This window comes from Kribbella sp. VKM Ac-2569 (assembly GCF_004216905.1).
In the GTDB taxonomy this organism is placed as follows: Bacteria; Actinomycetota; Actinomycetes; order Propionibacteriales; family Kribbellaceae; genus Kribbella.
Map to the genome: position 1 here is coordinate 843897 of NZ_SGXJ01000003.1, position 13420 is coordinate 857316.

Genomic DNA, 13420 nt, shown 5'->3' on the forward strand with positions numbered 1-13420 from the left:
TGCGGATTCGGCTAGTTGAGGTCGAAGGACAGCAGCGTGATGCTGTGGGGCGGGAAGTCGTAGCTCGCGTCGGTCAGTTCGACGGTGCCTAGGTCGCGCAAGCTCACGGCGTCCGGCGCGGTCAGGCTGTTGGACGCGAGTACGTCGTCCGCGGTCAGTTGCTTCACCGCAGCCCGTGCCGGCAGGGCGTCTCGACTCGCGTCGAGGGTCAGGTCGGCGCGGATCGCGGTGTCGCGGTGGCGGTTGATGACGGCGACGCGGATCGAGTTGCCGTCGGCCGTCTGGGTCGCGGAGACGTCGAGATCCGGAACGGTCGCCGGGTAGGCGCGGAACTCGCCGCGGTGGTCGCGCTCGTCGCCCTGCCGTACGGCGGTCAGCTTGCCGGGCGACCGTACGTCCGCGGCGAGCGCGATCGGGCCGAGGTGGTTCTGGTACAGATCCCAGACGTGGTACGTCGCCGCACGCACGGCACCGTTGGGGCGGGCAACGATCACGCCGTTCGCGTTCAGCAGGTTCACCGTGTTCGCCATCGCGACCGGAACTTCGCGGCCGCCGGCGCGGTGCAGGGCGTGGAAGACGCCGGCGTAGAAGAGCGCGTCGGCGAGCGTTCTCGGACTCCACCGGTTCACGCGGTGGGCGGGGTGGGCCGGTCGGCCGTCGACGTCGCGGGCGACCGTGCCGCCATCGTCCGACGGTTGTGGCTCCGGCCACGTCGCGGGCTCGACGTGCCGGATGTTCCATTCGTCCAGGGCCAGCGCCAACGGACGCTCGCCTGCGATCCCGCCGACCAGGTCCGAGTACTCGACGATCTGCTGCTCGAAGTAGAGCGACTGGGCGACGATCGCGTCGTACTCGGCATCGCCGTCGATCAGCTGCGTCGTCGCGCCGTAGAGGTGGAACGACAGGTAGTCGATCTGGTTGCCGACGGCACCTAGTACGGTCTTGGTCCAGCCGTCGCGGTCGTCGGTCTTGCCGACCGCGATGAATCTCAGCGACGGGTCGACAGCTCGCATGAAGCGGGCATGCTCGGCCGCGTCGGCGGCGTATGCGGCGGCGCTGCGGTGGCCCATCTGCCAGTCGCCGTACACCTCGTTGCCGAGTCCCCAGTACTTCACGCCGTACGGCGCCGGATGGCCGTTGAGCGCCCGCCGCCGGGTGTATTCGGTGTTGCCGCCATAGTTGGTGTACTCGACCCAGCGGACCGCCTCGTCGACGTCGCGGCAGCTGTGCGCGAGGTACGGCTCGGTCCCGACCTCGGCGCACCAGGCGAGGAACTCGTCGGTGCCGAAGTGGTTGCTCTCCTCGGATCCCCAGGCCAGCTCCAACCGTCGAGGCCGGGAGTCGCGCGGTCCGATGCCGTCTTCCCAGTGGTATGCCGACGTGAAGTTGCCGCCCGGCCAGCGGACCACCGGGAGACCGAGTTCCCGGCAGAGCTCGATCACGTCTTGCCGCAGACCGTTCCGTGCGTCATCGCCCCCGTACGCCAGCGGTGAGCCTTCGTCGAAGACGCCGCCCTCGATGTTGCCGAAGAACGCGGACTCCAGGAAGTGCCCGTAGATCAGCGGGTCGATGGCGTGCCGCCGGTCCCGGCGGATGTCGATGGTCGCGGCGGGATGCACAGGCGGGAAGCCTCCTGGTCGAGAGCGCTGAGAGCGGTTGTGAGTACGAGGGCGATGCCGCCGCGGGCTGCGGCGTCGGGGCCGAGTGCTGCGCGGGTGACTCGTACTGTGCGGTGGACCTGGCTGTGGGTGTGCCGGCGGAGCGCGGCTTCCAGCGGCTTGAACAGGTGGTCGCCGGTCTCGGCCAGTTCGCCGCCGATCACGACGACTTCCGGGTTGACGGTGTTGCAGGCCGCGGCCAGAACCTCCCCGATGCGCGTGCCGGCATCCGCGAGCAGGTCGCGCGCCGTTTGGTCGCGGGCGTCGAGGATGTCGCTGCATTGCGCTTGCAGGGTTGTCAGCGATACGTAGCGCTCGAGACAGCCACGGCCGCCGCAGGGACAGGCGGGTCCGTCACGGTCCACGCTGATGTGCCCGAGCTCCCCTGCCGCGCCACCGGCTCCCGCGAACAGCCGGCCACCGAGTACGAGTCCCCCGCCGACGCCGTACGACAGCCGCAGATACAACGCGCTGTCCACACCCGAGCCAGCGCCCCACACCGCCTCCGCTAGCGCTGCTAGCCGCGTGTTGTTGTCTACATAGACAGGTACGCCGAACCACGCGGAAACCGTTTCGCGCACCAGCTCGACCCGCTCCGAGCGCGCATCGGCCGCCACCGGACCGACGATGCCTACGCCGACTCCGGCGAGCGCGGTCAACGAGATTTCGTGGCGGGTGGTCAGGTTGTCGACCAGGTCGAGAGCGAGCTCGACGCGGCGGACCCACGGCGTACGTTCTGCGCAGGCGATCGCGCCCGAGGCGACGAACTCGTGCGCGACGTTGGAGATCGTCACCTGGATCCGGCGCTGCCCGAGATCGATCCCCAGCGCGAGCCCACCGGCCGGATTCAACGTCAGCACCGAAACCGGCCGCCCACGCCCTCGGAGTCCAGGGCCGGCCGGGTCTTCGCCGCGGCGCTCGGCCAGGGCCTGTTTGCTCAGGAGGGTTTGGATGATCGACGAAAGCGTCGCGCGGGACAGGTTCGTCTGTTCCGCGAGTTGAGCGCGGGTCAGCGGACCTCGGGTGCGCAGGGCGGACAGCACCCGTTCCTCGTGTGTTTCCCGGAGAAGCCGAAGCGGCCCGGACGATTCCCTTCCCACGGGACCCGACTCTGACCGCCGGACCATATTTATGTCAATACTTCAGATTTAATACACTGATCCGCATGCGGCCGAACGTTCTGCTCCTCTGCACCGACCAGCAGCGGTTCTCCGCGCTCGGTGCCTCCGGCAACGACGAGATCGAGACCCCGAACCTCGACCGGCTCGCCGCGCAGGGCGTGCTGTTCGAGAACTGCTACGTGCAGAACCCGGTCTGCGGCCCGTCCCGCGCCAGCCTGATGACGAGCCGGTACGTCCACCAGCACGGCCTCTGGGCGAACGGCGTCGGCCTGCCGGACCACGCGCGCCTGTTCAGCAAGGACCTCGCCGACGCCGGCTACGACTGCGGCCTGGTCGGCAAGTTCCATCTCAACGCGTGCTTCGGCGGTCGTTCCGAGAAGCGGCACGACGACGGTTTCCGCGTGTTCCGCTGGGCCCACGACCCGTACCCGGGCTCGTCGGAGAACGAATACCACCGCTGGCTCCACACCCTCCGGCCCGACCTGGCCGGAGTCGAGGTCGACTACGACACGCTCCCCGCCGAGATCCACTACAGCCACTGGATCGGCGAGCAGACGATCGACTTCCTCACCCAGTCCCGCGACCGCGACAAGCCGTTCCTGTTCGTCGCCAACTTCTTCGACCCGCACCACGGCTTCGGCGCCCCGGAGGACTATGTACGCCGCTACCGGGACAAGGAACTCAGCCGCCCACTCCCCGACGACCTGACCGGGAAGCCACCGATCCAGACCGAGGCGTCCCACGAGTCGTACGCCGGCCACGCGCGCGGCTTCACGTCGTATAGCGCGGAAGAGCTCCAAGAGGTCAAGGCGGCGTACTACGCGATGATGACGCTCGTCGACGAGGAGGTCGGCCGGATCCTCGACGCGCTCGACGCCGAAGGGCTCAGCGACGACACGCTCGTCATCTTCACCAGCGACCACGGCGAGATGCTCGGCGACCATCAGCTGATGCTGAAGGGCCCGATGATGTACGACCAGGCCGTCCGCGTCCCGCTCATCCTCCGCTGGCCCTCGACGATCCCGGCCGGCGCTCGCAACACCGAGCTCGTCCAGTGGATCGATCTCGGCGCCACGATCCTCACCGCCGCCGGACTGCAGCCCCTCGGCGAGGGGCAGGACCTGTTGCCGTTGGCCACCAATCGCGCAACGGGCCGCGGCTGGGCGCTGAGCGAGTACCGCAACAGCGGGCATCCGTACGCGACCCCGGTCCACCTCACGATGCTCCGACGCGACCACTGGAAGCTCATCGTCCAGCACGGCTCCCCCGCCACCGACAGGGAGCGGACCGGTGAGCTGTACGACCTCGCCGCCGATCCGAACGAGTTGCAGAACCTCTGGGACGACCCGCTGCACCGAGACATCCGCACCGACCTCCAGGAGTTCCTCCTTGACGTCCTGGTCGCCACCGAGGACCGCAGTCAGGAACGTGTCGCCGACTGGTGAGAAATTCGTTGGCACGCACGTCGAGCGGGCGAGTACGGTACCGGCGGACGTGACTTCACGCGAGGAGGTGGGACCCATGAACGCTGTATCTCGACGGGTGCTCCCTCTCTCCGTCACGACAGGGCGATCGGACTAGGTGTCGCCAGGAGCGCCGCAACCAGGCACTCCTGAAAGGGCACCACCATGACTGATCTGCAGTTCATCAGCACCACCACCACGAACGGCGTCCTCGAACGCGAGTTCACCCTCAACGAAGACATCCACGGCATGCTCTGGTCACCAGCCGCGCCGAGTCAGCCCGCCCCAGTGATCCTGCTAGGGCACGGCGGCGGCCGCGACGCCAAGGCACTCCCGATGGTCGGTCGCGCCCAGCGCCTCGTCGCGGAGGGCTTCCACGCCGTCGCGATCGACGCACCCGGTCACGGCGAGCGGCCCCGTACGGCGCTCGACGACCAGCAGATCGCCGCGATGCAGGAGGCGATGAACACCGGCGTACCGGTCGGACCGATCGTCGTCCCGTACAACCTGCACCTCGCCGAGCGCGCCGTACCCGAATGGCAGGCAACCCTCGACGCGCTCGAGCGACTGCCCGAGATCGACGGCCCGTTCGGGTACTTCGGGCTCAACATGGGCACCGCGATCGGCGTACCGCTCACCGCCGCCGATCCCCGGATCGCGGCCGCCGTGTTCGGCATCTTCTGGTACGACGGGACGCTCGCCGAGCATGCCCGCCGGATCAAGGTGCCGGTCGAGTTCCTGCTGCAGTGGGACGATCAGCACATCCCGCGCGACTCCGGGCTGGCGTTGTTCGACGCGTTCGCCTCGACGGAGAAGTCCTTGCACGCGAACGCAGGTGCGCACAAGGAAGTCCCGCGGTTCGAGGTCGAGAGCATGGTGCGGTTCTTCAATCGGCACCTCGGTCGCTAGGACGTGGTGAAGCGCTGCTCCACGGTGTCGAGGAAGCCTTCGACCTGGCGGTACGTCTCGGAGCTGTACACGCCGATGCTGCGTTCCGTCCCGAGGGCTTCGCGCATCGCGTCGAGGTAGCGGCGCTGCAGGATCTCCATCTGTTCGCGCGTGTCCGCCTTGGTCTCCCGGAGCTGCCGGCTCCCGGAGACCAGGCGCGGCACGATCCGGTCCTTCAGCGTGCTGACCACGACCGGATCGAGGGGTTCGCCGTCGACGGTCTGCTCCTCGAGCGGGCCGACCGAGTCGATCGCGGCTTCGCCGATCTGCCGCATCAGCGCCTGCACCGAGTCGCGCTTGTCCTCGCTGCTCTCCGGACGGAACCGCATCTTCGCGATCACCGCGGGCAGCGAGATCCCGAACAGCACCAGCGTGAGCAGCGCGACGATGAACGCCGCGAGCACGACCGTGTCGCGATGCGGCGTACCGGCCGGGATCGTCTGCGCGGCGGCGACTGTCACGACGCCGCGCATCCCGGCCCAGGCGAGCACCAGCATCCCGCGGCCGGTGATCGGCTCGCGCTTCTCGAAGTCCGCGTCCGCCCGGCCGCGGGCGAGCCGTCTGCGCGCCCAGGCGACGCGGTTCTCCTCGCGCGCACCGGCCGGCTCCATCGAGTCCAGGTGCTCCTCGAACTGGTCCAACTGCGCCCGGACCTGCTCATGGCGGTCCTTCCGGCCGAACCGGCCCTGCAGCGCGGGCCACGCCAGCCCGACGAAACGCAGTACGACCAGCAGGCCGACCACCAGCAGGACGAGCCCGGTGATCTCGCCGATCGTCGTCTCCGCGCGGGCGTCGTCGACGAGTTCCGGCAACTGGTACCCCATCGCGAGGAAGACGCCGCTCTCCAGGATGAAGCTGATCGTCGTCCAGGTGGTCGCCTGCGTCTGCCGGTCGCGGGCACTGAACTTCCGGCTGCCGAGCGCTCCGGTCAGCAGCCCGGCGATCACCACGGCGAGTACGCCGGACGCGTGTGCCTCCTCGGCCGGGAAGTAGGCGAGGAACGGTACGGCGAACGAGATCGTCGTGTTGAGGACCGGGTCGTCGAGACGCTGCCGCAGTACGACGGTCAGCAGGCCGACGGCCGCGCCGATCAGGATCGCGCCGACGACTGCCCAGGCGAAGTCGAGGGCGGTGTGGCCGAGGCTGAAGTGGCTGGTGACGGCGAGCGCGGCCACCGCCGTACGTAGGACGACGAGCGCCGAGGCGTCGTTGACGAGGCTCTCGCCTTCGAGCACGGTCATGAGGCGTGGCGGGAGCCCGACCCGGTGCCCGATCGCGGTCGCCGCGACCGCGTCGGTGGGGCTCACGACCGCACCGAGTGCGGTGGCGAGCGCGAACGAGATACTCGGGAACAGCGCGTGGACGACGGCCCCGATCACCAGCGCGGACACGATCACCATCACGATCGACAACCAGGAGATCAACCCGAAGTTCCGCCGTACGTCGAGGACCGGGAGCTGGACCGCCGACGCGTAGAGCAGCGGCGGCAGGATGCCCGCGAGGATGATCTCGGGCTCGATGTGGATGGCCGGCGTACTCGGCAGGTAACTGGCTCCGATGCCCAGGGCAACGAGCAGCAGCGGCGCGGCGACACCGGTCCGGCGTGCGAAGACCGAGGCCGCGATCATGATCACGAGGCCCGCTCCGGCAATCAGAACAATCTGATGATCCACGTGACAGCACTCTAGGGCCGGTCACCGGTGGGCCCGGGTAATGACCAGGGATTCTCACTGGTGTCACGGGGGCGTCTTAGCGGCATTGTGGAGGTCAGTGAACGAGTCGAATCCCCTGGAGGAAGTCATGAGCACCGACCTGAAGCTGGAAGCCGTCGTCGTCCCGGTCGCGGACGCCGATCGGTCGAAGGAGTTCTACAGCGGCCTGGGCTGGCGGCTGGACGCGGACTTCGCGTTCGACAACGGCTTCCGGGTGGTCCAGTTCACTCCGCCGGGCTCCCCCGCCTCGGTCCAGTTCGGCACTCACATCACCTCGGCCGCGCCGGGCACCGCGCAGGGGCTCTACCTCGTCGTCACCGATGTGGAGGCGGCGCGGTCCGAACTTCTGGCGCACGGCGCCAAGGTCAGCGAGGTCTTCCACCCGGCTGCTCCCGGTGCGCAGTTCGAGGCCGGCGACACCAGCGGTCGGGTGACCGGGCCGGCGGACGAGCGGTCGAGCTACGGGTCGTTCGCGACGTTCAGTGACCCCGACGGCAACACCTGGCTGTTGCAGGAGGTCACCAAGCGGCTGCCCGGTCGCGTGGACGATGCGACGTACACCTCCGTCGACGACCTCGAAGCGGCTCTTCGGCGCGCCGCGGCCGCCCACGGCGAGCACGAGGCCCGCACCGGCCAGGCCGACGAGAACTGGCCGACCTGGTACGCCACCTACATGCTCGCCGAGCGCACCGGAGCCGAACTCCCTCAGTAACTGAATTGTCCGTGGGCACGGCTAGCGTGCCGAGCATGAACCGGATCGATCGGCTGTATGCGCTCGCCGAGGAGTTACGCGCGGCGGGTCCTCGGGGGCGTACGGCGCGGCAGCTGGCGGCGCGTTTCGAGGTGAGCGTGCGCACCATCGAGCGTGATCTCAGTGCGCTCGGGCAGGCCGGCGTACCGCTGGCGACGAAACAGGGGCGCACCGGTGGGTATTCGGTGGACCGGTCGATGAGCCTCCCGCCGCTGAACTTCACCGCGCGGGAGGCGATGGCGGTCGCGGTGGCGTTGAGCCGCAGCAACCACGTGCTGTTCTCACGCGACTCGCGGACCGCGCTGCAGAAGATCGTGGCCGCGATGCCGCCGCGGGATCTGGACGAGGCACGTACGGCTGCGGCGAAGGTGCGGCTGCTCGTGCAGCCGGTGCCGGATCCGGACGGTGAGGTCGCCGAGCAGATCTGGCGGGCGGTGCGTCACAACCAGGTACTGCGGATCGCCTACACCGACGTCGGCGGTGTCGCGACCGAGCGCGAGGTCGAGCCGCAACATGTCGTCGTCGGACCGAACGGCTCCTACCTGACCGCCTGGTGCCACCTGCGCCAGGAGGACCGGGTGTTCCGGATGGATCGGATCACCCGCGCCGAGCGCACCGCGACACCACCCTCCCGACCGCTCGCGACCGGCGATCTGAAGGTCGATGGCTACGAAACCAAACTGCCGCATGCCGCGCTGCGTCCCGAAGATCTTTTCCCAACTCCGACATAGGGCTGTCGCGAACCGCTGACACCGTGGGGTCCGTTGCACAGACCACCTGATGCCCTCGGATGAAAGAGAGAGATCGATGAGTACTCCGGCCCCTGGCACGCTGGCCTGGTTCGAGGTCGCGACCGACGACCCCGACACCACCCAGAAGTTCTACGGCAGCCTGTTCGACTGGACCTGCGAGTCCGACGGCGCCCTCGCCGCCACCGGCCTCGAGTACCGCAACATCAAGGCCTCCGGCTCCGACCGGCCGATGGGCGGCATCTTCGGCACCAACGGGCAACTGCCGAACCACGCGATCTTCTACATCCTGGTCGCCGACATCGAAGCCACCTGCGCCGACGCCGAACAGCTCGGCGGCACCGTGATCAACAAGCGCCTCGACGCCACCCCGGCCTTCGCCTACCTGCGCGACCCGTCCGGCAACCAGTTCGGGATCTTCACCCCGCCCGCCGCATGACCCGACCCACCCACCACACGTCCCCGCCGGCCAACGCCGGCGGGGACGCCGCGCGCGAGCTGTACGACGAGCTCACCGACGACCTGCTCTACGACCCTGCCATCGGCCACGGCACGATCATGGGGCACCCGTGCATCCGTCTCGCCGGGCAGTTCGTCGCCTGCCTCGAGAGGAACGGCACGGCGCTGATTCTCAAGCTCCCCGCCGACCGCGTGACCGCCCTCATCACCGCGGGCACCGGCACCCCGTTCGCCCCGACCGGCAACCCGATGCGCGAGTGGGTCGCCATTCCCACCCCGGACCGCGCCCTCTGGCAGTTGCTCCTCACTGAAGCCGTCGCCTTCGCCCGCCAGAACCTCCCCGGCAAATCCGGTTAGTGTCCTGCGCCGCAAGTTCGCGTCGTAAGTCCGGCCCGGTGCGATCTCGGCTCCCCGCGCCCAGTCCACTCAGGCCCTCGACGAGCTCCCCAAACCGGTTTGGGGAGGCTCTTGCCTGCGACCGGGGAGCGCTACTGCCCGATTCGGGGAGGTAGGTCTCCCCAAACCGGTTTGGGGGCCCGGAGCCAGAGGCTGGCGTGGTCAAGTCCGGCCGACTCCGGACTTAGCGCACGAACTTCGGGCGCGGGACACTAGCTGGAGAGTTGGTAGGACCACCTGCCCGCCTTGACGCGCCCTACAGTTTCGTAGGGTTCGCGGTATGGGTAGCAGTGTCTATGTGGCTTCGGTGGAGGGCACGACCGGGAAGTCGACGGTGGCTCTCGGGGTGCTCCACCAGTTGTCCCGACGCGTCGGACGAGTGGCGGTGTTCCGGCCGATCGTGCGCGCGGACACCGCGACACACGGCGGGCGGGACTATGTTCTCGAGCTACTGATCTCGCAGGGTGCGGTCGAGCAGTCGTACGACGACGGCGTCGGGGTCACGTACGACGAGGTGCACGAGGATCCCGACGCGGCGCTGGACACCATCGTCCAGCGCTATCACGCGGTCGCCGAGCACGCTGATGCGGTGGTGATCGTCGGCAGCGACTACACCGATGTCGGCACCCCGACCGAGTTCTCGTTCAACGCCAAGATCGCCGCGAACCTCGGCGCGCCGGTACTGCTCGTGCTGAACGGGTTCGGCCGTACGCCGCACGACGTACGGGCGATCGCCGACATGGCCGCGACGGAGCTCGCCGCGAACCACGGCTCGCTCTTCGCGGTCATCGCGAACCGCGTGGACGATGGCGAAGGCAAGCTCCTCGTCGCCGCACTCGACGGCATCGGCGCGCCGGCGTTCGCGATCCCCGAGGAGCCGGTGCTGAACCAGCCGCTCGTCGCCGACCTGATGGCGCCGATCGACGGCCGGCTGCTGAGCGGTGACCCGCAACTGCTGACCCGCGAGGTCACCGGGCTGATGATCGCCGGGATGACGATGCCGAACGTGCTGGACCGGCTGTTCGACGGCGCCGCGGTCGTCACCGCCGGCGACCGCCCCGAGGTCGTGCTCGGCGTCCTGATGGCGCACGCGTCCCGGACCTTCCCGCAGATCGCGGCCATCGTGCTCAACGGCGGCTTCGAGCTCCCGGCCCAGGTGCAACGGCTGATCGAGGGCCTCGGTGTCACGTTGCCGATCATCGAGACCGATCTCGGTACGCAGGCCACCTCTGCGAAGCTCACCGCCGTCCGCGGCCGGCTCACGAAGGACGCGCCGCGCAAGATCGACACGGCCCTGGCGCTCTTCGACCAGTACGTCGACGGTACGGCGCTGCTCGACCAGCTCGCGCTCGCCCGCAGCAGCGCGGTGACGCCCCTCATGTTCGAGCACCAACTGGTCGACCGGGCCGTCTCCGACCGCAGGCACATCGTGCTGCCGGAGGGCGAGGAGGAGCGGATCCTGCGCGCCGCCGACGTACTGCTGCGGCGCGGCGTCGCCGACCTCACCCTGCTCGGCGACCCGACCACGATCAGCGGAAAGGCCGCGGCGCTCGGCGTCGACCTGACCGCGGCGCACGTCGTACATCCCGAGAACACTGACCTGACCGAGCAGTTCGCCGCCGAGTATCACCGGCTGCGGCAGCATCGCGGCGTCGACCTCGACCGCGCACGCGAACTGATCCGGGACGTGTCGTACTTCGGCACAATGATGGTCCAGCTCGGACTCGCGGACGGGATGGTGTCGGGCGCCGTCCACACCACCGCGCACACCATCCGGCCGGCCCTCGAAGTGGTGAAGACCGTCCCGGACGTCTCCGTCGTCTCGTCGGTGTTCTTCATGTGCCTGCAGAACCAGGTCCTGGTGTACGGCGACTGCGCGGTGAACCCGGACCCGACGGCCGAGCAGCTCGCCGACATCGCGATCTCGTCCGCCGCGACCGCCGTCGCGTTCGGCGTCGAGCCGCGGGTCGCGATGCTCTCGTACTCGACCGGCACGTCCGGCGCCGGCACCGACGTCGAAAAGGTGTCCAAGGCAACGAACATCGTCCGCGAACGCGCACCGCAACTGCCGGTCGAGGGACCGATCCAGTACGACGCCGCGATCGACAGCGCCGTGGCACGGACGAAGCTGCCGGACTCCCCCGTCGCCGGCCGGGCCACCGTGTTCGTGTTCCCCGACCTGAACACGGGCAACAACACGTACAAGGCAGTGCAGCGCTCGGCGAACGCCGTTGCGGTCGGCCCGGTCCTGCAGGGTCTGCGCAAACCGGTCAACGACCTGTCGCGTGGAGCGACCGTCCGGGACATCATCAACACGGTCGCGATCACCGCGATCCAGGCCCAGGAAGGCGGAACGCGATGAGTGATCACGTACTGGTGATCAATGCCGGATCGTCTTCCCTCAAGTACAGCCTCGTCGACGCCAAGACGGGTGAGGCCGCGGCAACGGGGCTCGTCGAGCAGATCGGGGAGGAGCAGAGCCACCACGTGCACCACGGGCCTGCGGGTGAGTTCAACGACGACCAGGCGGTGGCCGATCACGAGGCCGCGTTGGAGGCCGCCGTACGGGCGTTCGAGACGCATGGTCCCGCGCTCGCTGACGTGGACATCGTGGCCGTCGGGCATCGGGTCGTCCACGGCGGCGACCGGTTCGCGGCGCCGGCCCTGGTCGACGACGAGTTGATCGCGGCGGTGACCGACCTGGTTCCGCTGGCGCCGTTGCACAATCCCGCGAATCTGGAGGGCATCGAGGTCGCGCGGCGGTTGTTGCCGGACCTGCCGCATGTGGCGGTGTTCGACACCGCGTTCCATCAGACGTTGCCGCCGCACGCCTACACGTACGCGGTGCCGACTTCCTGGCAGGAGGAGTACGGCATCCGGCGGTACGGATTCCACGGTACGTCGCACTCGTTCGTGTCCGGTCAGGCCGCAGCGCTGCTCGGGCGCGAGCTCGAGGATGTGAATCTGATCGTGCTGCACCTCGGCAACGGTTGCTCCGCGACCGCCGTACAGGGCGGCCGGTCGGTGGACACGTCGATGGGGCTGACGCCGTTGGAGGGTCTGGTGATGGGGACCCGGTCGGGCGATCTCGATCCGGCGATCCACGGGCTCCTCGCCCGGGTCGCGGGCCGGTCGGCCGAGGAGACCGACCGGGCGCTGAACTCGGAGTCCGGGCTCAAGGGCCTCACCGGCGTGAACGACTTCCGCGAGGTGTCACGCCGCCGGGCGGCCGGGGACGAGCGGGCCGAACTCGCGTTCGACGTCTACTGCTACCGCTTGAAGAAGTACATCGGCGCCTACTACGCCGTACTGGGAAGGGTCGACGCGATCGTCTTCACCGCCGGCGTCGGCCAGCACTCGGCCGAGGTCCGCGCCGCCGCCCTCAGCGGCCTGGAAGGCCTGGGCGTTCGTCTCGACCCAACTCGGAACACCAACAACGACCAGATCGTCTCCACCGAGGACAGCCCCGTAGCCGTCCTCGTCATCCCCACCAACGAGGAGTGGGAGATCGCCCGCCAGGCGCTGGACGTCGTCCGCGGTTAGCGCGCCATCGCAACATCGATGAGACGGGCGGCCGCCGCGGCCAGGTCCTCCGAGGTCGTGCCGATGCCGGACATCTTCGACGCCGACTGGAAACGGACCGCCAGGGCCAGCAGATCGGTGCGGGCGAGCTGCTCGCCCGCTTCCCAGCGCGGAGGTACGGGCGGCGGGGTCGGGATCGTGATGACAACGGTTCCGATCACGATGACGGTGCCAGGGGGCGGAATCACGGTGGTCAGGACCGGCGGGCTTGCGATCACACCGTCCGTGAAGGCGTCGAGTGCGTCCTTGACGTGTGCACGTTCGGGTTCGCCCTCCGCGGCGTCCGGGCTCGCGGACCTCCCCCGGGTAACGGCCTGGGTTGCCTCCATCGAGCAGGCCAAAGACAACAGGGCAAGGCGCTCGTCGGCCTTCCGCCCTTTGCGGGCTACTCCGCTGTCGGCGTCCGCGAAGACGTCAGCGCCGGTTTCGACGAAGCCCAGGAAGTGGGCGACGGCGATCGGGTCGATGATGGTTCCTTCTTCACACGGGAAGGGGGAGCTCACCATCGCGCACAGGTCATCTGCAGTGAGTTCGATCAGTGCCATCGGAGCCTCCAAAGTCCTCTACAGGTACGGAACTCC

General features: G+C 68.8%; 12 protein-coding genes. 8 read left to right on the forward strand and 4 right to left on the reverse strand.

Annotated features, from left to right (window positions below; all coding sequences use genetic code 11):
- Positions 1 to 11: 11 nt before the first annotated feature.
- Together EV649_RS24395 and EV649_RS24400 are read right to left on the reverse strand one after the other, a co-directional pair.
- Positions 12 to 1619, reverse strand: coding sequence for an alpha-L-arabinofuranosidase C-terminal domain-containing protein (locus tag EV649_RS24395; RefSeq protein ID WP_130385873.1), 1608 nt, complete (start codon positions 1617 to 1619; stop codon positions 12 to 14).
- Entirely contained in the window at positions 1559 to 2701 is a 1143-nt protein-coding gene (locus EV649_RS24400) for an ROK family protein (RefSeq protein WP_157996295.1), read from the reverse strand. The genes EV649_RS24395 and EV649_RS24400 overlap by 61 nt, the downstream gene beginning before the upstream one ends.
- 122 nt (positions 2702 to 2823) lie before the next feature.
- Here EV649_RS24400 and EV649_RS24405 point away from each other — a divergent pair, with 122 nt between their 5' ends.
- Positions 2824 to 4224, forward strand: coding sequence for a sulfatase-like hydrolase/transferase (locus EV649_RS24405; protein WP_130385875.1), 1401 nt, complete (start codon positions 2824 to 2826; stop codon positions 4222 to 4224).
- A 183-nt stretch (positions 4225 to 4407) separates the two neighbouring features.
- The gene (locus tag EV649_RS24410) at positions 4408 to 5151 is read left to right on the forward strand and encodes a dienelactone hydrolase family protein (RefSeq protein ID WP_130385876.1); all 744 of its coding nucleotides are present in this window, start codon (positions 4408 to 4410) and stop codon (positions 5149 to 5151) included.
- Here the strand turns inward: EV649_RS24410 and EV649_RS24415 are convergent.
- Positions 5148 to 6863: a sodium:proton antiporter gene (locus EV649_RS24415; RefSeq protein ID WP_130385877.1), complete on the reverse strand. Its 1716-nt coding sequence runs from the start codon at positions 6861 to 6863 to the stop codon at positions 5148 to 5150. The two genes, EV649_RS24410 and EV649_RS24415, sit on opposite strands and share 4 nt — an antisense overlap.
- A 127-nt stretch (positions 6864 to 6990) precedes the next feature.
- On the opposite strand from EV649_RS24415, the gene EV649_RS24420 reads away from it, so the two are divergent.
- The 6 genes from EV649_RS24420 (at position 6991) to EV649_RS24445 (ending at position 12800) form a co-directional block, all read left to right on the forward strand.
- Positions 6991 to 7614: a VOC family protein gene (locus EV649_RS24420; RefSeq protein WP_130385878.1), complete on the forward strand. Its 624-nt coding sequence runs from the start codon at positions 6991 to 6993 to the stop codon at positions 7612 to 7614.
- Positions 7615 to 7649: 35 nt separating this feature from the next.
- On the forward strand, positions 7650 to 8384 hold the full coding sequence (locus EV649_RS24425) for a YafY family protein (protein WP_130385879.1): 735 nt from the start codon (positions 7650 to 7652) through the stop codon (positions 8382 to 8384).
- 76 nt (positions 8385 to 8460) lie between these two features.
- Positions 8461 to 8841: a VOC family protein gene (locus tag EV649_RS24430; protein WP_130385880.1), complete on the forward strand. Its 381-nt coding sequence runs from the start codon at positions 8461 to 8463 to the stop codon at positions 8839 to 8841.
- Positions 8838 to 9218, forward strand: coding sequence for a hypothetical protein (locus EV649_RS24435; protein ID WP_130385881.1), 381 nt, complete (start codon positions 8838 to 8840; stop codon positions 9216 to 9218). Before EV649_RS24430 ends, EV649_RS24435 begins: the two co-directional genes overlap by 4 nt.
- A 319-nt stretch (positions 9219 to 9537) precedes the next feature.
- Positions 9538 to 11619 (forward strand): phosphate acetyltransferase, encoded by a 2082-nt coding sequence (pta, locus tag EV649_RS24440; RefSeq protein WP_130385882.1) that lies wholly within the window; start codon positions 9538 to 9540, stop codon positions 11617 to 11619.
- Positions 11616 to 12800, forward strand: a complete 1185-nt coding sequence (locus EV649_RS24445) for an acetate kinase (protein WP_130385883.1) — start codon at positions 11616 to 11618, stop codon at positions 12798 to 12800. Before pta ends, EV649_RS24445 begins: the two co-directional genes overlap by 4 nt.
- Here the strand turns inward: EV649_RS24445 and EV649_RS24450 are convergent.
- Positions 12797 to 13384: a hypothetical protein gene (locus EV649_RS24450; RefSeq protein WP_130385884.1), complete on the reverse strand. Its 588-nt coding sequence runs from the start codon at positions 13382 to 13384 to the stop codon at positions 12797 to 12799. The genes EV649_RS24445 and EV649_RS24450 overlap by 4 nt on opposite strands.
- Between the last annotated feature and the right edge of the window lie 36 nt (positions 13385 to 13420).